General features: G+C 62.6%; 16 protein-coding genes. 15 read left to right on the top strand and 1 reads right to left on the bottom strand.

The window, feature by feature from the left end:
- Positions 1-94: 94 nt before the first annotated feature.
- From CXQ82_RS06825 to pdeM, 15 genes are all read left to right on the top strand, one after another.
- Positions 95-2,476 (top strand): TonB-dependent siderophore receptor, encoded by a 2,382-nt coding sequence (locus CXQ82_RS06825; protein ID WP_101267327.1) that lies wholly within the window; start codon positions 95-97, stop codon positions 2,474-2,476.
- Positions 2,477-2,501: 25 nt separating this feature from the next.
- A complete protein-coding gene (locus tag CXQ82_RS06820; RefSeq protein ID WP_101267325.1) occupies positions 2,502-3,629 on the top strand; it encodes an ABC transporter substrate-binding protein in 1,128 nt (375 codons plus the stop codon).
- Between the two features lie 131 nt (positions 3,630-3,760).
- Entirely contained in the window at positions 3,761-4,819 is a 1,059-nt protein-coding gene (locus tag CXQ82_RS06815) for an iron ABC transporter permease (RefSeq protein WP_101267321.1), read from the top strand.
- Positions 4,816-5,601 (top strand): ABC transporter ATP-binding protein, encoded by a 786-nt coding sequence (locus CXQ82_RS06810; RefSeq protein WP_101267318.1) that lies wholly within the window; start codon positions 4,816-4,818, stop codon positions 5,599-5,601. The genes CXQ82_RS06815 and CXQ82_RS06810 overlap by 4 nt, the downstream gene beginning before the upstream one ends.
- A 93-nt stretch (positions 5,602-5,694) precedes the next feature.
- On the top strand, positions 5,695-6,339 hold the full coding sequence (locus tag CXQ82_RS06805; RefSeq protein ID WP_101267316.1) for a glutathione S-transferase N-terminal domain-containing protein: 645 nt from the start codon (positions 5,695-5,697) through the stop codon (positions 6,337-6,339).
- A gap of 228 nt (positions 6,340-6,567) precedes the next feature.
- Complete coding sequence (locus CXQ82_RS06800; RefSeq protein ID WP_101267314.1) at positions 6,568-9,009, top strand: penicillin acylase family protein; 2,442 nt, start codon at positions 6,568-6,570, stop codon at positions 9,007-9,009.
- A gap of 202 nt (positions 9,010-9,211) precedes the next feature.
- Positions 9,212-10,216, top strand: a complete 1,005-nt coding sequence (locus tag CXQ82_RS06795) for a ligase-associated DNA damage response exonuclease (RefSeq protein ID WP_101267312.1) — start codon at positions 9,212-9,214, stop codon at positions 10,214-10,216.
- Positions 10,213-11,847, top strand: coding sequence for an ATP-dependent DNA ligase (locus CXQ82_RS06790; protein ID WP_101267310.1), 1,635 nt, complete (start codon positions 10,213-10,215; stop codon positions 11,845-11,847). The genes CXQ82_RS06795 and CXQ82_RS06790 overlap by 4 nt, the downstream gene beginning before the upstream one ends.
- A gap of 229 nt (positions 11,848-12,076) precedes the next feature.
- A complete protein-coding gene (locus CXQ82_RS06785; protein WP_101267308.1) occupies positions 12,077-12,856 on the top strand; it encodes a transporter substrate-binding domain-containing protein in 780 nt (259 codons plus the stop codon).
- Positions 12,857-12,912: 56 nt separating this feature from the next.
- Entirely contained in the window at positions 12,913-13,641 is a 729-nt protein-coding gene (locus CXQ82_RS06780; protein WP_053137181.1) for an ABC transporter permease, read from the top strand.
- The gene (locus CXQ82_RS06775; protein ID WP_101267306.1) at positions 13,638-14,348 is read left to right on the top strand and encodes an ABC transporter permease; all 711 of its coding nucleotides are present in this window, start codon (positions 13,638-13,640) and stop codon (positions 14,346-14,348) included. The genes CXQ82_RS06780 and CXQ82_RS06775 overlap by 4 nt, the downstream gene beginning before the upstream one ends.
- A gap of 9 nt (positions 14,349-14,357) precedes the next feature.
- Positions 14,358-15,476 carry a succinylglutamate desuccinylase/aspartoacylase family protein gene (locus CXQ82_RS06770; RefSeq protein WP_101267304.1) on the top strand — a complete coding sequence of 373 codons (1,119 nt, stop codon included), beginning with the start codon at positions 14,358-14,360 and terminating at the stop codon, positions 15,474-15,476.
- A gap of 13 nt (positions 15,477-15,489) precedes the next feature.
- On the top strand, positions 15,490-16,254 hold the full coding sequence (locus CXQ82_RS06765) for an ABC transporter ATP-binding protein (RefSeq protein WP_101267303.1): 765 nt from the start codon (positions 15,490-15,492) through the stop codon (positions 16,252-16,254).
- A gap of 57 nt (positions 16,255-16,311) precedes the next feature.
- Complete coding sequence (locus CXQ82_RS06760; protein WP_101267301.1) at positions 16,312-18,792, top strand: ligase-associated DNA damage response DEXH box helicase; 2,481 nt, start codon at positions 16,312-16,314, stop codon at positions 18,790-18,792.
- On the top strand, positions 18,792-19,442 hold the full coding sequence (gene pdeM / locus CXQ82_RS06755; protein WP_101267299.1) for a ligase-associated DNA damage response endonuclease PdeM: 651 nt from the start codon (positions 18,792-18,794) through the stop codon (positions 19,440-19,442). Before CXQ82_RS06760 ends, pdeM begins: the two co-directional genes overlap by 1 nt.
- Positions 19,443-19,722: 280 nt before the next feature.
- Here pdeM and CXQ82_RS06750 read toward each other — a convergent pair whose 3' ends face one another.
- The gene (locus CXQ82_RS06750) at positions 19,723-19,920 is read right to left on the bottom strand and encodes a hypothetical protein (RefSeq protein WP_010212420.1); all 198 of its coding nucleotides are present in this window, start codon (positions 19,918-19,920) and stop codon (positions 19,723-19,725) included.
- Positions 19,921-19,993: the final 73 nt, after the last annotated feature.

The following is a 19,993-nucleotide window of genomic DNA, read 5'->3' as shown; positions in this document are numbered from 1 at the left end:
CAGCGATACAAAGCCGGGGAATGGCAGGCGGAATCGCTCTTTAGACTACCGAACCTAAATGAGAGTAATTGTAATTTAGACTCGGAACCAGCCCATGACACTGCCCACACCCCGCAGCCATTCGCTGCACACCACCCTGGCGCCGATGTTCGGTTTGCTCGCCGCCGGCAGCGTTGCGCCCACCGCCTGGGCCGATGCAACCGCCGCCTCGGCAGACGGCTCCGTACTGAGCCTGCCGGAAATCAAGGTCGACGGTGAAGCCACCTCCACCTTCAAGGTGGACCGGGTGACCTCGGCGAAGATCAGCCAGCCACTGCTGGACGCCCCGCAAAGCGTCACCATCGTGCCGCAGCAGGTGCTTAAAGAGCAGAACGCGCAGACCTTGCAGGAAGTGTTGCGCAACGTGCCAGGCATCACCTTTATGTCCGGCGAGGGCAACCTGGGCTGGGGTGACCTGTTCTCGATTCGCGGGTTTTCTTCCGAGCAGAGCCTGACCGTCGACGGCGTGCGCGATGCCGGCATGTCCACGCGCACCGACACCTTCAACCTGCAACAGGCTGAAGTGTTCAAGGGCACCGGCTCCATCGAATCCGGGGTTTCCGCGGTGGGCGGCAGCGTCAACCTGGTCAGCAAGGAAGCGCACCTGGGCGATGCCAACAAGGTCTCGGCCGGGATCGGCACCGACAGCTACCGCCGCCTTACCGCCGACCTGAATAAACAAATCAACGACACCACCGCCGTACGCGTCAACCTGATGAAGCACTACAACCAGGTGGCCGAACGCGACGACGTGGACTACGACCGCTGGGGCATCGCCACCTCGTTCGGCTTCGGTTTGGGCACCGACACCCGCGTGTTTATCGACACCTTCTACCAGAAAGACACCAACACCCCGGACGGCGGCGTGCCGATTCAGCGTGGGACGAACGGCGACCGCATGCCTGGCGTGAAGCGCTCGAACTGGTACGGCGACTCCGACCTCTACACCCAGGAAAACCAAACCACTTCGCTGACAGCCCGCATCGAACACGACTTCGACTGGAACGACGCCCACCTGCGCAACCAGACCCGCTGGGAACGCAGCGACAACTTTGCGGTGCTCTCCCCGGCGCGCTTTTTCGCTGCCGACGCCAGCGGCAATAAAACCTGCACCGGCAATCGCTGTGCGACCTTAGGCTACACCGGCGTAGGCCCGATCAGCCAAGTGCCGGGCAGCACGGTCAATGCCTACACCGACTACGTGAATAACAGCAACACGGCCTACGGCATCCTGCGCGGCAGCGACTTCGGTTTGTCCAAGCGCTACACGATCCTGGATAACCAGACCGACTTCAGCTTCACCTTCAACACCGCCAGCCTGCAGCACGCGGTGGTCTCGGGCCTGGAGTTCTACCACGAGACCTACGGCGGTTTGAAACGCAACGCCGAGGTACCGGCCGCCAACATGCTGTTCGACATGAACGAGCCCAGCCATAGCTTCGCCAGCACCTACGTGACCAAGGGCGAAGGCGACCCGCGTTCGGTGATCGACAACGCCGGCCTGTACCTGGGCGACACCGTGACCCTCAACGAGCAATGGCAAGTGCTCGGCTCGCTGCGTTACGACAACTGGCGCGCACAAACCAGCCAGCGCGGCCAGGCCACTATCAGCAGCAGCGACGGCGCCGTCAGCGGCCGTGTCGGTGCGGTGTACAAGCCGTTGCCCACCGGCAGCATCTATGTGTCCTACAGCGAGGCGGCGCAACCGTCGGCGCTGGGCGCGTCCACCAATAACCAGATCTACGGCGCGGCCAGCACCAGCAACTACAGCCCGGCCAAGTCGAAAACCTACGAGCTGGGCACCAAGTGGGACATCGCCCACGACATGCTCAACGTCACGGCGGCGGTGTTCCGCACCGAACTGGATAACGCCTGGGAATACCAGGACGGCGAGTCCGCCCCGGTGCGCGCCCTGCCCGCCAAGCGCGTGGACGGCGTAGAGCTCGGCCTGCAAGGCAATATCACGCCGCGCTGGACCGCCTACACCGGCTTCTCGGCACTCAAGAGCACCCAGACCAAAGGCATCAACAAGGGCGCCGAAGCCAAGAACGTCCCCGACCTGACCGCCAACCTCTGGACCACCTACGCCGTCACCGACGCCCTGAGCCTCAGCTACGGCGAGCAATACGTCGGCCGGCGCCGCTACACCGATAACAAATACGTCGGCGGCTTGAACAACAACAGCAGCTACGCCAACGGCCCGTCCGGCGTGGCGGCGATCTACACCCGCGACCACGAAAAAGCCCCCGGCTACTGGCTGAGCAACGTGGCGGCGCAATACAAGGTGAACAAGGACACCACGGTCAACCTCAACCTCAACAACGTGTTCAATAAGTTTTATTACAGCCAGGTCGGCGCCTCCCTCGACGGCTTCCAGCTCTACGGCATCCCGGGTGCCGGGCGCACCCTCACCGCCAGCGTCGATTATGAATTCTGATTTTTCCTCACCAGGAGTCCTTTCCATGCTCAAACCGCGTAATGCCCTCAAACTCGGTGTGCTGTTTGCCGCACTGATCCTCGGCCACGTCGAAACCGCCGCTGCCCACGAAGTCACCGACGTGTTGGGCCGCAAAGTCGAAGTGAAAGATGAGGTAAAACGCGTGGTCCTCGGCGAAGGCCGGCTGATTTCGGCGTTTGCCCTGCTCGACAAGGACGCGCCGTTCCAGCGCATCGTCGGCTGGCAGAACGACCTGAAGTTGCTCGACCAGCACACCTATAACGCCTACGTGGCGAAATTCCCTACGGTGAAAGACATCCCGCTGATCGGCCAAGCGTCGGAACAAAGCGTAAGCGCCGAGGAAATCCTCTCGCTGAAACCGGACCTGGCAGTGTTCAGCATCTCCGGCCACGGTCCCACCGAACACAGCCCGGTCGCCGATGTATTGGCCAAGGCCGGCATCCCGGTACTGTTTGTCGACTTTCGCATCAACCCGGTGCAGGGCACCCACACCAGCATGAATGCCTTGGGCCAGGCGTTGGGCCGGGAAGCCCAGGCCAAGGCGTTCCTGGAGTTCTATGACCAGCACATCAAGGTCATCACCGATGCGGTCGCCACCCTGCCCGCCGGCCCGCGCCCGAGCGTGTTCCTGGAATTGCTCGCCGGTGCCTGGCAAGCGCCGGGGCACACCACGGGTAAAAGCGGCATGGGTGAAGTGATCAAGCTGGTCGGCGGGCGCAATATCGCCGCCGATGTAGTGCCCGGGGCACTGGGCGATATCAGCGTCGAGTACGCGTTGAAGGCCGACCCGGATGTGTACGTGGCCACCGGTAACCACAAGCCGGGGTTGATCCTCGGTGCAGGCGTGAGCACCGATGAAGCGCGTGAAGCGTTTGACCGGGTGCTGGCGCGCCCTGAGTTCGCCAATCTTCGTGCGATCCGCGAGGGCAATTCCCACGGCCTGTGGCATGACTTCTACAACTCGCCCTACAACCTGCTGGCGATTGAAGCGCTGGCCAAGTGGGTGCATCCGCAGTTGTTCGCCAAGCTCGACCCGCAGGCGAGCATGGAGCAGATCAACCAGCAGTTCCTGGGCATGCCGTTGCAGGGCGCTTATTGGATCAGCAGCAAGCCCGCTGTAGAAACGCGGTAAACCCTGTGGGAGCGGGCTTGCTCGCGAATGCGCAGTGTCAGTCACTGAATCTGTCGACTGATACACCGCATTCGCGAGCAAGCCCGCTCCCACATTCAGATCTTCATTGTTTTCGAAACGGTGTGAGCCACATGACCACTCAAACCCTCGACCTCGCCAGCGCCACCCACGGCTATCGCCGCCTGCTGGCGCGGCGGGCCTGGCTGCTGGGCCTGCTCGGTACGGCGCTGGTCTGCGCGATGCTGGTGGACCTGGCCTGCGGCCCGTCGGGCATGGGCCTGCTGGCCTTGCTCGATGGTATCCTGCACCCGTCCCACCTGAGCGCCACCGACCAGGTGATCATCTGGAACGTGCGCCTGCCTTACGCATTGATGGCGGTGCTGGTGGGCTGCGCGCTGTCGCTGGCGGGGGCCGAGATGCAGGCGATCCTCAATAACCCGCTGGCCAGTCCGTTCACCCTGGGCGTGTCGTCGGCGGCGGCGCTGGGCGCGTCCCTGGTGATCGTGTTTCCGGTGACCACGTTGTGGGTGTCGGCCAACACGGCGATTTCCATCTCGGCGTTCATCTTCGCCGCCGCTTCGGTATTTTTGCTGCAAGCCATGTCGCGGCTGCGTGGTGCCGGGGTTGAAAGCCTGGTGCTGTTTGGTATCGCGCTGGTGTTCAGTTGCAACGCGGTGGTGGCCCTGCTGCAACTGGTGGCCACTGAAGACGTACTGCAACAACTGGTGTTCTGGACCCTGGGCAGCGTAACCCGCGCCAACTGGGACAAGCTCGGCATCCTGGCCTTGGTGGTCGCGGTGGTACTGCCATTTTCCTTCGCCGCTGCACCGCGCCTGACCCTGCTGCGCATGGGCGAGGACCGTGCGCAAAGCTTCGGCGTGGACGTGAAACGCCTGCGGTTTTTCTCACTGCTGCGCATCAGCCTGTTGTCGGCTACCGCCGTGGCCTTTGTAGGCACCATCGGTTTTATCGGCCTGGTAGGTCCGCATATCGCGCGGATTCTGGTCGGCGAAGACCAACGCTTCCTGCTGCCCGCCAGCGCCTTGACCGGCGCGCTGCTGCTGGCGCTGTCGTCGATCGCCAGCAAGCTGATCATGCCTGGCGTGATCGTGCCGGTGGGCATCGTCACCGCCCTGGTGGGCGTGCCGATTTTTGTGCTGTTGGTATTCAAGCGTGGGAGGCAGTTATGAATGCGGGTTTGTCGGTACACAACGCCAATGTGAGCTACGGGCGGCGGCAGATCGTGCATGGCCTGAGCCTGCCCACCCTGCCCCATGGCAGCCTTACCGCCTTGATCGGCCCGAATGGCGCGGGCAAGTCCACCTTGCTGCGTGCCGTGGCCGGGCTGGAAAAGATGCAAGGCGTTGTGCGCTTGGGCGACCTCGACCTGTCAGCCATGTCCGTAGCCGAACGCGCGCGGCGCGTCACTTACATGCCACAAAACCTGCCTCCGGGGCTGAGCCTCAGCGTGATGGAAAGCGTGATCGCCGCCTTGCGCGTGGCCCATGTGGACGGCATTGCGCTGTCCAGCGAAGCCTGCCTGCGTGAAGCCTTCGAGGCGTTGCAGCGCATCGGCATCGAGCACTTGGCCGATCAACTGCTGAGCACCCTTTCCGGTGGTCAGCGCCAGTTGGTCAGCCTTGCCCAACTGATCGCGCGCCGCCCCCAGGTCATGCTGCTGGACGAACCCACCAGCGCCCTTGACCTCAATTACCAGTTGAAAGTCATGGCGTGCGTGCGCGGTTTGGTGCGAGAGCACAACCTGATCGCGGTGGTGGTGCTGCATGACATCAATCTCGCCGCGCGTTTTGCCGACCATATTGCCGTGCTGCGTCAGGGCCGCTTGTATGCCAGCGGCGCGGCGGATGACGTGCTCAACCCGCTGTTGTTTGCCGAGGTGTATCGCGTTCGGGCGCGCATCGAGCGGTGTTCGCGGCAGTCATTGCAGGTGTTGGTGGATGGGCCGGTGTGAAACACTTCTAAGGGTATGCACAAATGTTTCATTGAATTTTCGTACGCTGAACATCACCTATACCTACAGGCATTCGCTCAATTGGAGAGCTTCATGATCGACCTGTATTACTGGACTACCCCTAACGGTCACAAAGTATCGCTGTTCCTGGAAGAAGCCGGCCTGCCCTACGAGGTGCACCCGATCAACATCGGCCAGGGCGACCAGTTCAAGCCAGACTTCCTGAAGATCGCTCCCAACAACCGTATTCCGGCCATCGTCGATCACCAACCGACCGACGGCGGCGCGCCGATTTCGCTGTTCGAATCCGGCGCTATCCTGCTGTATCTCGCAGAAAAGACTGGCCAGTTCATTCCAAAAGACCTGCGCGGTCGCCAGGAAGCGCTGCAATGGCTGTTCTGGCAAATGGGCGGGCTGGGGCCGATGGCCGGGCAAAACCACCATTTCAGCCAGTTCGCACCAGAGAAGATCCCCTACGCGATCAAGCGCTATGTGGACGAAACCGCCCGCCTCTACGGCGTGCTGGACCGACGCCTGGCGGATCGCGCGTTCGTGGCAGGCGAGGACTACAGCATTGCCGACATGGCGATCTACCCTTGGATTGTTTCCCACAAGTGGCAGAGCCAGCGTCTGGAGGATTTTCCCCACTTGCATCGCTGGTTCAATAGCATCAAGGAGCGTCCTGCGACGGTTCGGGCTTATGAACTGGTGCAGAAAGTGAATCCGCCGAAGGCCTGATCTGAAGTCATACGCGCTCAAAATGTGGGAGCTGGCTTGCCTGCGATGGCGGTGGTTCAGACAAAGCATCAGTGCCTGACACACCGCTATCGGGGGCAAGCCCCCTCCCACATTGTTTTGCGCCAGTCTCAAGTTCTCACGCAATTGCCAAAACTCCCGCTTGCGTCGTTTCGCCGCGCTCACTAACGTAGCGCCTTTACTGACGCTACCCCCCGCAGGAGCTTTGCCATGGCCTCGCCAGCCCTCTCACATTTTCTTCCCCGGTTCGGCGTTGCCGCGGCAGTGGCCAGTGCATTAAGCCTGGCCGGTTGCCAGCTCCAGAGCACCCAGGACACCCTCCCGCCGGTTGCCGGCGTGCAGCCGATCAAAGGCCTGGCACAGAATGTGTCGGTACGCCGCAATGCCCAGGGCATGCCGTTGATCGAAAGCAACACCTTCCACGACGCGCTGTTCAGCCTCGGCTATGTACACGCCAGCGACCGCATCACGCAGATGGTCACCTTGCGCCTGTTGGCCCAGGGCCGTCTGGCGGAAATGTCCGGGCCCGAGGTGCTGGATGTCGACCGTTTCATGCGGGCGGTCAACCTGAAAAAAAGCGCCGGCGAGCTGTACAACGCCTCGTCGCCGCGCCTCAAGCGCTTCTTTGAAGTGTATGCCCGTGGCGTCAACGCCTACCTGTTCCGCTACCGCGACAAGCTGCCGCCGGACCTGGCCCAGACCGGCTACAAGCCCGAGTACTGGAAGCCGGAAGATTCAGCACTGCTGTTCTGCCTGCTGAATTTCAGCGAGTCGGCCAACCTGCAGGAAGAAATATCCTCCCTGGTGCTGGCGCAAAAGGTCGGGGTCGACAAACTCGCCTGGCTCACGCCGAGCGCGCCGGATGAACCGGTCCCGCTGGCCGAAGCCGAAAAACTCAAGGGCGTGAACCTGGGCCAGATTACCGGCCTTGCCGGGCTCGACGCCGTCAGCCAGCAACTCAGCAGCCTCAATGCGCTGGCCGTGACCACCTCAAGCAACTGGGCCATCGGCCCGCAACGCAGCCGCAGTGGCAAGAGCCTGCTGGCAGGCGACCTCGCCGCCCAGCCGCAGGCCCCGTCGCCGTGGAGCTACGTGCAGATTCGCGCCCCCAAATACCAGGCGGTTGGCGCGTCGATCGCGGGCCTGCCGACCCTGCTGTCCGGCTTCAACGGCAACGTGGCCTGGAGCATGAGCACGGTCAAAGGCGATACCCAGGACCTGTTCCTGGAGAAGGTAAAACGCCAAGGCAGCGCGTTGTACTACGAGAACAACGGCAAATGGCTACCGGCTGGGGTGCGTAACGAAACCTTCTTCGTCAAAGGCCAACGCTCGATTCGCGAAGTGGTGTACGAAACCCGGCATGGCGCCCTGCTCAACAGCAGCCAGGCGCTCACCACCGGCTTGGGCCTGGCCCTGCAAACCGCCGACTTCAAAGACGACAAGAGCCTGGACGCGTTCTTCGACCTGTCCCGTGCGCAAAACGCCGGCAAGGCTTCGGACGCGACCCGCAATATCCGCGCGATTGCCCTGAACATGCTGTTCGCCGACGCCAGCAGCATCGGCTGGCAGGTCACCGGCCGCTTCCCCAACCGCCGCGAGGGCGAAGGCCTGTTGCCGTCGCCGGGCTGGGATGCGCGCTTTGACTGGGACGGTTACGCCGACGCGATGCTGCACCCGTACGACCAGGACCCGGCCCAAGGCTGGATCGGCACCGCCAACCAACGCACCGCGCCACGCGGCTACGGCATGCAATTGTCCAACTCGTGGGATGCACCGGAGCGCAGCGAGCGCCTGGCGCAATTGGCCAATGCCGGCAAGCATGACAGCCGCAGCCTGATCGCCATGCAGTACGACCAGACCACCACCTTCGCCGCCAAGCTCAAGACCATGTTCCAGGCGCCGGGCACGGCCCAGCCGCTGAAACAGGCGATTGACGCGTTGCCGGCGGCCGACCAGGCCAAGGCCCGCGAAGCCCTCAGCCGCCTGATGGCCTTCGACGGTCGCCTGTCGGCCACCTCCGCCGACGCCGCTATCTACGAGCTGTTCCTGCTGGAAAGCACCAAGCAGATCTTCCTCGACGAACTGGGCCCGGAAACCAGCGCCACCTGGAAGGCCTTTGTCAGCAACGCCAGCTTGTCCTACGCGGCCCAGGCCGACCACTTGCTGGGCCGCGAAGACAGCCCGTTCTGGGATGACGTGCGCACCGCGCAAAAAGAAGATAAACCGGCGATCCTCGCCCGCAGCCTGGCCGCTGCAATCAGCGCCGGCGACAGCCAGCTCGGCGCGGATCACAAGGCCTGGCAGTGGGGCAAGCTGCACAGCACCACCTGGAAAAACACCAGTGGCCAAGTGATTCGTGGCCCACTGGCGTCCGGTGGCGATCACAACACCTTGAACCCGGCGCCCTACCTTTGGGGTCAGGATTTCAACACCAGCCAGGTTCCGGCGCTGCGCATGATCGTCGACTTCGGCCAAGTGGAACCGATGATGGGCCAGGGCGGCACCGGCCAGTCCGGCAACCCGGCCAGCCCGAACTATGCCAATGGCATCGACCCGTCGCTCAAGGCGCAATACCTGAGCTTCCCGATGCAGCCGCAGAACTTTGAGAAGGTGTATGGGAAGGCTCGGTTGACCCTGACTCCGGGTAAATAATCTGGTTCCACCTGAAGGAACCGGGTCAAAAATGTGGGAGGGGGCTTGCCCCCGATGGCAGTGGATCAGCTACAGATATGCTGACTGACAAACTGCCATCGGGGGCAAGCCCCCTCCCACATTTAGACGGCATGTATTCCGATAGAACTTCTATCGACACCCCGCCCTCCTACCTGATAAGCCCACTGCCCTTGGCACGCCCATGGACCTTGTCATCGCCCGGCCCGAAGGCCTCTATTGCCCCGCCGGTGATTTCTACATTGATCCCTGGCGCCCGGTGGAACGTTCAGTCATCACCCATGCTCACGGCGACCACGCCCGCACCGGCAACGGGCACTACCTGGCTGCCGCGCCCGGCGAAGGCATCCTGCGCTCGCGCCTGGGCCAGGACATCAACCTGCAAACCCTGGGCTATGGCGAAAAACTCGTCCACCACGGTGTAACCCTGAGCTTTCATCCCGCCGGACATGTACTGGGTTCGGCCCAGGTGCGCCTGGAATATCAAGGCGAAGTCTGGGTCGCTTCCGGCGACTACAAGGTAGAGCCGGACGGCACCTGCGCGCCCTTTGAACCGGTGCGTTGTCACACATTCATCACCGAATCCACCTTCGGCCTGCCGATCTACCGCTGGCAGCCCCAGGCGCAGATCTTTGCCGGGATCAACGACTGGTGGCAGGCGAATATCGCCGCCGGCAAAGCCAGCGTGTTGTTCTGTTACTCCTTTGGCAAAGCCCAGCGCATCCTGCATGGCATCGACGCGAGCATCGGCCCGATCCTCAGCCACGGTGCGGTCGAGCCGCTGAACCGGGTGTACCGCGAGGCCGGCATCTACATCCCCGACACGCTGTATGCCGGAGACTTCAAGAAAACCGACCCGTTGTTGCGCCAAGCCCTGATCATCGCGCCACCCTCGGCGGGCGGCAGCAGTTGGATCAAGCGCTTCGGCGACTACAGCGATGCCTTCGCCAGCGGCTGGATGCGCCTGCGGGGTACACGCCGGCGGCGTGGCGTGGACCGCGGTTTTGTGCTGTCGGACCACGCCGACTGGCCCGGGCTGCTGTGGGCCATCGAGCAAACCGGCGCCGAACGGGTGATGGTCACCCACGGTTCTGTCGGCGTGCTGGTACGCCACCTGCGGGAAAAAGGCCTGGATGCGCAGGGTTTCACCACCGAATATGGCGATGACGAAGAGGAGGCCACGGCATGAAAGCCTTCGCCGAGCTGTACGCCAACCTCGACGCCACCACGTCCAGCAATGCCAAGCTGGCGGCCCTGCAAACTTATTTCCAGCAAGCCCCGGCGCAGGATGCGGCCTGGGCTGTGTATTTCCTCTCCGGCGGGCGGCCGCGCCAATTGGTGCTAACGCGCCTGCTGCGAGACATGGCCACTGAGGCCGCGGGCATTGAGCCGTGGCTGTTTGAAGAAAGCTACCAGTCGGTGGGCGACCTGGCCGAAACCATTTCCCTGCTCTTACCCGAAGCGTCCTACACCTCCGAAGACGGCCTGGCGCTGTGGCTAGAGGAAAAGCTCCTGCCGCTGCGCGGCCTGCCCCCCCTGGAGCTGGCCGAGCGACTGCCCGCGCTGTGGGCGCAACTGGATCAACCGAGCCTGATGGTGTGCATCAAGTTGATCACTGGCAGCTTTCGCGTCGGCGTGTCCAAATTGCTGGTCACCCGTGCGCTGGCCGCGATGGCTGGCCTGGACAGCAAGCGGGTGGCGCAGCGGCTGGTGGGCTACACCGACCTATCGAATCGGCCGACAGCCGAAGGCTACCTCAAGCTGATCGCCGCCGAATCATCCGACGAGCATGCGCAACGTGGCGGTCAGCCCTATCCGTTTTTTCTCGCTCACGGCTTGTCGCAACCGCTGGAGCAATTCGACGCGCTGCTTGGCTCGCCCGCCGACTGGCAGGTGGAATGGAAGTGGGATGGCATTCGCGCGCAACTGGTCAAGCGTGAGGGCCGGTTGTGGGTCTGGTCGCGCGGCGAAGAGCTGGTGACCGAGCGTTTCCCCGAACTCCATAGCCTGGTCAACGGCCTGCCGGACGGTACGGTGATCGACGGCGAAATCGTGGTGTGGAAAGACGCGGTGCAACCTTTCGCCCTGCTGCAACAGCGGATTGGCCGCAAGACCCTGGGCAAGAAAATCCTTGAGGATGCCCCTGTCGCCGTCCTCGCCTACGACCTGCTGGAGTACCAGGGCGACGACTGGCGCAACCACCCCCAAGCCGAGCGCCGTGCCCAGCTCGAACGGGTCATCGCCCAGTGCAACCACCCCTCGCTACTGCCCTCGCCGCTGCTCACGGGTGTCACGTGGCAGGACCTGGCGCAGCAACGCGAAGCCTCCCGCAGCCTCGGCGTGGAAGGCATGATGTTGAAAAATCGGCAGGGCCTGTACGGCGTGGGTCGCACCAAGGATATGGGCCTGTGGTGGAAGTGGAAAGTCGACCCGTTCAGCGTCGACGCGGTGTTGATCTACGCCCAACGCGGCCACGGTCGCCGTGCCAGCCTGTATAGCGACTACACCTTCGCGGTGTGGGATGGCCCGGCCGGTGCTGAACGCACACTGGTGCCGTTCGCCAAGGCCTATTCAGGGCTGACCGACGCAGAGATGCGCAAGGTCGACGCCATTGTGCGCAAAACCACCGTGGAAAAATTCGGCCCGGTCAGCAGTGTGACACCAAGCATGGTGTTCGAGCTGGGGTTCGAGGGGATCGCCCTGTCCAAGCGGCACAAGAGCGGGATTGCGGTGCGGTTTCCAAGGATGTTGCGCTGGCGGCAGGATAAGGCGGTGGAGGAAGCGGACAATTTGGCCACCCTGCAAGACCTCCTGACCTGACACAGATCCCCCTCCCACATTTGAATCTCGACATGACTCGAAATGGTGCACTGTTTTTTCAGCGCCCAATTTCGGGCATCTCCTACACTCAAATTTCCCTCGTCTCACCTTTTAAAACGCTCATTCGGAACTATGGTGCAGAAATTGCTACTTGTGATCCGTCTGACACCGTTCAGTAACAGTCCTAAATGCGCCACAAGCGCTTATCTTGGTTTCCAGGGATTAAATAATGAAAAAAGCATTGCTGACCCTTTCTGCACTGGCTCTGTGCATGGCCGCTGGTTCCGCCTTGGCCAAGGAATACAAGGAATTGCGTTTTGGTGTCGATCCGTCCTACGCACCGTTTGAATCCAAAGCGGCCGACGGCAGCCTGGTGGGCTTCGATATCGACCTGGGCAATGCGATCTGCGCCGAGCTGAAGGTCAAGTGCAAGTGGGTCGAAAGTGACTTTGACGGCATGATTCCGGGCCTGAAGGCCAACAAGTTCGACGGCGTGATTTCGTCCATGACCGTTACCGACGCGCGTATGAAGGCCATCGACTTCTCCAGCGAGCTGTTCTCCGGCCCGACATCGCTGGTGTTCAAGAAAGGCGCCGGTTTCTCTACCCCTGAGTCCCTCAAGGGCAAAACCGTGGGCTACGAGCAAGGCACTATCCAGGAGGCCTACGCCAAGGCTGTGCTGGACAAAGCCGGAGTAACCACCAAGGCCTACGCCAACCAGGACCAGGTTTACGCTGACCTGACCTCCGGCCGCCTCGACGCGTCCGTGCAGGACATGCTGCAAGCCGAACTGGGCTTCCTGAAGTCGCCGGCCGGTGCCGGTTACGAAGTCAGCGCCGCCATCGATGACCCATTGCTGCCGTCGAAAACCGCCGTCGGTATCAAAAAAGGTAACACTGAACTGAAGGCCCTTTTGGATAAAGGTATCAAAGCGTTACACGATGATGGCACCTACGCCACCATCCAGAAGAAACACTTTGGCGATCTGAACCTGTACAGCGGCAAGTAATGCCCGAAGCGCCCTTCTCTTGAAGGGCGCTTTTCCATCGCCATAGGTCCTGATTTATGTTCGAAGAACTGTTGCAAACCCTCGGGTTGAGCGCGCTCAGCTTGAAGGGTTTCGGCCCGCTGTTGCTGCAAGGCACCTGGATGACCATCAAGTTGTCGGTACTGTCCCTGGCCGTCAGCGTGTTGCTGGGCCTGCTCGGCGCCAGCGCCAAACTTTCCAGCCTGCCCTTCCTGCGTATCCCCGCCCAGCTCTACACCACGTTGATTCGCGGTGTGCCCGACCTGGTGCTGATGCTGCTGATTTTCTACAGCCTGCAAACCTGGCTCACCGGCCTTACCGACTTTATGGAATGGGAGTACATCGAGATCGACCCATTCAGCGCCGGGGTGATCACCCTGGGCTTTATCTACGGTGCGTATTTCACCGAGACGTTTCGCGGCGCGATCCTCGCCGTGCCCCGTGGCCAACTGGAAGCCGCCACCGCCTATGGGCTCAAGCGTGGCCAGCGGTTTCGCTACGTGACCTTCCCGCAAATGATGCGCTTCGCGTTGCCTGGCATCGGCAATAATTGGATGGTGATGCTCAAGGCCACCGCGCTGGTGTCGATCATCGGCCTGGCAGACCTGGTCAAGGCCGCCCAGGACGCCGGCAAGAGCACCTACCAACTGTTCTATTTCCTGGTGCTCGCCGCGCTGATCTACCTGTTGATCACCAGCGCGTCCAACTTTGTCCTGCGCCGTCTTGAACGTCGCTACTCGGCAGGCTCCCGGGAGGCAGTGCGATGATCGAACTCTTGCAGGAATACTGGCGCCCCTTCCTTTATAGCGACGGCCAGCACATCACCGGCCTGGCCATGACCATGTGGCTGCTCAGCGCCGCCCTGGTGATCGGCTTCCTGGTGTCGATCCCGCTGTCCATCGCCCGGGTTTCGCGCAACCGCCTGGTGCGGTGGCCGGTGCAGTTCTACACCTACCTGTTTCGTGGCACGCCGCTCTATATCCAGTTGCTGATCTGCTACACCGGCATCTACAGCATCGCTGCGGTGCGTGAACAACCGCTGCTGGATGCGTTCTTTCGCGACGCGATGAACTGCACCATCCTGGCCTTCGCGCTCAATACCTGCGCCTACACCACGGAGATTTTCGCCGGTTCCATCCGCAGCATGGCCCACGGCGAAGTCGAGGCGGCCAAGGCTTACGGGCTCAGCGGCTGGAAGCTCTACGCCTATGTGATCATGCCGTCGGCGCTGCGCCGCTCGCTGCCGTACTACAGCAATGAAGTGATCCTGATGCTGCACTCGACCACGGTGGCGTTTACCGCGACGATCCCCGACATTCTAAAAGTGGCACGGGACGCCAACTCGGCTACCTTCATGACGTTTCAATCATTTGGCATCGCCGCGCTGATCTACCTGACCGTGACCTTTGCCCTGGTCGGTCTGTTTCGGCTGGCGGAGCGCCGTTGGCTGGCGTTTCTCGGGCCGAGTCACTAAGGAGATCGTATGCGTCATCAGGTACATGAACTGATCGCGCCAGTGCCAGGCACGGCGCGGCAGATTCACAGTTTTCACTTCGGCCCGCAGCAGGCCCAAGGCAAGATTTATATCCAGTCATCGCTGCATGCCGATGAGCTGCCGGGCATGCTGGTGGCTTGGCACCTCAAGGTGCGTCTCGCCGAGTTGGCGGCGGCCGGGCGGTTGTTGAGCGAGATCGTGCTGGTGCCCATTGCCAACCCGGTAGGCCTGGAACAGGTGTTAATGGATATCCCGCTGGGCCGCTACGAGCTGGAGAGCGGGCAGAACTTCAATCGCCTGTTTGTCGACCTCAGTGAAACCGTCGGCAATCAGGTCGAGGAGCTGCTTGGCGATGACCCGCAGCAAAACCTCGAACTGATCCGTACCGCACTGAGCAACGCCCTGGCCGCGCAAACCGCCGACACCCAGTTGCAATCCCAGCGCCTGGTGCTGCAACGCCTGGCCTGCGATGCCGACATGGTGCTGGACCTGCATTGCGACTTCGAAGCCGTGGCTCACCTGTACACCACCCCCGAAGCCTGGCCGCAGGTGGAAGCGCTGGCGCGGTATATAGGCTCGGAAGCCAACTTGCTGGCCACCGACTCCGGGGGGCAGTCCTTCGATGAATGTTTCACGCTGGTGTGGTGGCAATTGCAGCAACGTTTCGGCGCGCGCTTCCCGATCCCCATGGGCAGCTTTTCGGTAACCGTCGAGCTGCGCGGCCAGGGGGATGTCAACCATGGCCTGGCAGCCCTCGATTGCCAGGCGATCATCGACTACCTGATTCACTTCGGCGCCATCAGCGGCGAAGCGGCGCCCTTGCCTGACCTGCCCTACCCGGCCACCCCGCTGGCGGGCGTCGAACCCGTGGCGACGCCGGTCGGCGGCCTGCTGGTGTTCAGCGCCCTGCCCGGAGAATACCTGGAAGCCGGGCAACTGATCGCCGAAATCATCGACCCCATTACCGACCGCGTAACGCCTGTGCACTGCCAGAAGGCCGGCCTGCTTTACGCCCGTTCGCTACGCCGCATGGCCACTGCCGGGATGGTCATCGGCCATGTCGCCGGCACCGAGGCCTACCGTAGCGGCTACCTACTTTCGCCTTGAGGATGCACGCCCCATGTACAAATTGACCGTTGAAGGCCTGCATAAAAGCTATGGCGACAATCAGGTGCTCAAAGGTGTTTCGCTCAAGGCCAAGACCGGTGACGTGATCAGCCTGATCGGCGCCAGCGGCTCGGGTAAAAGCACCTTTTTGCGCTGCATCAACTTCCTCGAAACCCCCAACGACGGCGCCATGACCCTCGACGGCCAGCCGATCCGTATGGTCAGCGACCGCCACGGCATGCGCGTGGCCGACGACGCCGAGCTGCAACGCCTGCGCACCCGCCTGGCGATGGTGTTCCAGCACTTCAACCTGTGGAGCCACATGAGCGTGCTGGAAAACATCACCATGGCCCCGCGCCGGGTGCTGGGTTGCAGCAAAAAGGACGCCGAAGACCGCGCCCGTCGCTACCTCGACAAAGTGGGTTTGCCTGCCCGCGTGGCCGATCAATACCCGGCGTTCCTGTCCGGCGGCCAGCAGCAGCGGGTGGCCATCGCCCGCGCATTGGCCATGGAGCCGGAGGTCATGCTGTTCGACGAACCCACCTCGGCCCTCGACCCGGAGCTGGTGGGCGAAGTGCTGAAGGTGATCCAGGGCCTGGCCGAGGAAGGCCGCACGATGATCATGGTGACCCACGAGATGAGCTTTGCCCGCAAAGTGTCGAGCCAGGTGCTGTTTCTGCACCAGGGCCTGGTGGAGGAGCAAGGCGCGCCAGAGGATGTGCTGGGCAACCCCAAGAGCGAGCGGTTGCAGCAGTTCCTGAGCGGCAATTTGAAGTAAACCTTTGCAGCACCTGGAGGGTCTGTGGAATAGGCCCTCCAGAGTGTTCGCAGCCGCATGGCAAAACCCCTCGATTTCGCCAAACAGTGGTTTGCCGCCAAGGGCTGGAAACCGTTCGCCTTTCAGAAAGACGTGTGGGCCGCGGTGCGCAACGGCCAATCGGGCCTGCTGCATGCCAGCACCGGCGCGGGTAAAACCTATGCCTTGTGGTTTGCCGCGCTCAATCGTTTCGCCATCACCCGTGCGCCCGCCACCGGCAAACGCAAGGCGCCGGCGGAGCCGCTGACGGTACTGTGGATCACGCCCATGCGTGCGCTGGCCGCCGACACCGCCCGCGCCCTCGAGGCCCCGCTTGAAGCCCTGCAGATTCCCTGGAGCGTCGGCTTGCGTACCGGCGACACCAGCAGCAGCGAGCGCGCGCGCCAGACCCGCCGCCAACCCACCGCACTGGTGACCACCCCCGAAAGCCTGACCCTGATGCTCGCCCGCGCCGACAGCGAAGTGAGCCTGGCGCACCTGCGCATGGTGGTGGTGGATGAATGGCATGAACTGATCGGTAACAAACGCGGCGTGCAGCTACAACTGGCCTTAGCGCGGCTGCGGCGTTGGCATCCCGAACTGATGGTGTGGGGGATTTCGGCGACCTTGGGTAACCAGTCCCACGCCTTGGAGGTGTTGGTCCCACAAGGCGATGGGATCAATGTGCAGGGGCAAACGGCCAAGCAATTGCGGGTCGACACCTTGCTGCCACCGGTCGCCGAGCGCTTTCCCTGGGCCGGGCATATCGGTTTGAAGATGCTGCCGCAAGTGGTGGCCGAGGTCGAAAGCAGCAGCAGTTGCCTGGTGTTCACCAATACGCGCGCGCAGTCGGAGATCTGGTACCAGGCCCTGCTGGAGGCGCGTCCGGATTGGGCCGGTTTGATTGCCCTGCACCATGGCTCACTGTCCCGGGAAACCCGCGACTGGGTCGAGCGCGCACTCAAAGACGGTCAGCTCAAGGCGGTGGTGTGCACCTCCAGCCTGGACCTGGGGGTGGATTTTCTGCCGGTGGAGCGGGTGCTGCAGATCGGCTCGGCCAAGGGCGTGGCGCGCCTGATGCAACGCGCCGGGCGTTCGGGGCATGCGCCGGGGCGGCCCTCGCGGGTGACGCTGGTGCCGACCCACAGCCTGGAATTGGTCGAGGCTGCAGCAGCACAGGACGCGATAGCCCAGCGGCGCATCGAAGCGCGGCAATCGCCGCACAAGCCGCTGGATGTTCTCGTACAGCATCTGGTGAGCATGGCCCTGGGCGGTGGGTTTACCCCCGAGGCGTTACTGGCGGAAGTCCGGGGGGCGTGGGCCTATCGCGACCTCAGCGACGCCGATTGGGCCTGGGCCCTGGGGTTTGTGCGCCATGGCGGCCTGTCGCTGACCGCCTACCCGGATTACCGCCGCGTGGAGCCCGATGAGCATGGCATCTGGCGGGTTCCCGATGCACGGCTGGCTCGGCGCCATCGCATGAGCGTAGGCACCATTGTCAGTGACGCCAGCATCCAGCTGAAATTTTGGAGCAAGGGCGGTGGCGGCAAAAACCTGGGCAGTGTCGAAGAAGGTTTTATCGCGCGGCTCAAGCCCGGCGATGGTTTTTTGTTTGCCGGGCGCTTGCTGGAATTGGTCCGGGTGGAAAACATGACCGCCTATGTGCGCCGCAGCACCGCGAAAAAAGCCGCCGTACCGCGCTGGAATGGCGGGCGCATGCCGCTTTCCAATGAGCTGGCCCAGGCGGTGGTCGAGCGTTTCGACGCGGCAGCACACGGGCATTTCGACGGCCCGGAGATGCAGGCGGTGCAACCGTTGTTACAGACGCAGTTGCGCTGGTCTGGGTTGCCGACGCGCGAGCACTTGCTGGCCGAGGCGTTGAAATCGCGTGAAGGCTGGCACCTGTTTCTCTACCCGTTTGCCGGGCGCCAGGTGCACCTGGGGCTAGCGAGTTTATTGGCGTGGCGGGTGAGCCGGGCGCAGCCGGTGACCTTCTCGATTGCCGTCAACGACTACGGGTTGGAATTGCTGAGTGCCACGCCGGTGCAGTGGCCGCTTTTATTGGACGAGACGCTGCTGAGTCCTGAACATTTGCTGGCTGACGTAGCAGCCAGCCTGAATGCCGGGGAACTGGCCCTGCGCCGCTTTCGCGAGATCGCGCGGATCGCCGGGCTGGTGTTTGCCGGTTATCCCGGCGCGCCGAAAAGTACGCGCCAGGTGCAGGCATCCAGCGGGTTGTTCTTCGAAGTGTTCAAGCAATATGACCCGCAGAACCTGTTGCTGGCCCAGGCCGGGGAAGAAGTCCTGCGCGATGAGCTGGATATTCGTCGGCTGGAAGAGACGTTACGCCATCTGTCGGCGCTGAAACTCGACCTGCATAGGATCGAACGGCCTACGCCGCTGGCGTTCCCACTGCTGGTGGAGCGCATGCGCGAGAGCATGAGTTCGGAAAAACTCTCGGAGCGCATTGCGCGGATGGTCAAGGACCTGGAGAAGGTCGCGGATAACGGGAAGCGCTGATGCACTGCACACTGACGCTCGAGGGTGAAGAGCTATGGTTGCTGGCGGACAAGGCGGTGTACTGGCCTGCACGCCGCTGCCTGCTGATTGCCGATGCCCATTTTGGCAAGGCTTCGGCGTATCGCAGCCTGGGGCAGCCGGTGCCGCAGGGCACCACCAGCGAGAACCTTGCGCGGCTGGAGCGGCTGATAACGGCGCTGCCGTGCGAACGGCTGATCTTTCTCGGTGACTTCCTGCACGGCCCCGGCTCCCATGCCAGCAGCACGCTGGACGCCTTGAGGGGCTGGCGTGAGCGGAATGCGGAGATTGGCATGACCTTGATTCGTGGCAATCACGACAAACGCGCTGGCGACCCGCCTGAGGATTTGAGGATCGATGTGGTCGCCGAGCCACTGTTGATGGGCCCTTTCGCCCTGCAACACGAACCGGACGCCCATCCCAGCCACCACGTGCTGGCAGGGCATGTGCACCCGGTGTATCACTTGCGCGGCAAAGGGCGGCAGCGTTTGCGCCTGCCGTGTTTCCTGATTGGCTCGAGGATCAGCCTGCTGCCGGCGTTCGGCGCATTTACAGGAGGTTATGCGGTGGAGCAGGAAGCAGACTGCCGAATCTTCGTGACCGGCGATCACGAGGTGTGGCCAGTGGGTTGACTGGTTTGCCAGATCTGTCGCAGATCAGCTTCTGTGGCGAGCGGGCTTGTTGTGGAGAGCGGCTTCTTGTGGAGAGCGGGCTTGCTGTGGCGAGCGGGCTTGCCCGCGTTGGGCTGCGTAGCGGCCCCAGTAAAGTCACTGCATTTTTCCTGAAAGAACATTAGCGGCTGGTTTTGGGGCTGCTTCGCAGCCCAACGCGGGCAAGCCCGCTCGCCACAAGAAGCCGCTCGCCACAACAAGCCCGCTCGCCACAAGAAAGGTGTCTGAGTTTAAGCAGGTATCAGGCAACAGGCGCCGGTGGTGGCTCGTCCGGAAGGGTCGGCTCACCGGGTTCGGTAGGCTGTGGGTAATCCGGCTCGGGTTGGCCAGGGATGCCGCCCGCGTAGGCGGGGTCGGCCATCAGGGACCAGGCCAGAACACCAATCTGGTTGGGTTCAAGCCGGGCAAGTTCGGCGCTGATTCGCGGGTCGATCTTCATAAAGTACTCCTCAAGCGTGGCCCAGCGCGTTTTGCACGCGCCGGGGCAGTACACCCAATAGAGTCACTTTCTG

The organism is Pseudomonas sp. S09G 359 (assembly GCF_002843605.1).
Taxonomy (GTDB): domain Bacteria; phylum Pseudomonadota; class Gammaproteobacteria; order Pseudomonadales; family Pseudomonadaceae; genus Aquipseudomonas.
This window is presented reverse-complemented; position numbering and strand designations above follow the sequence as displayed.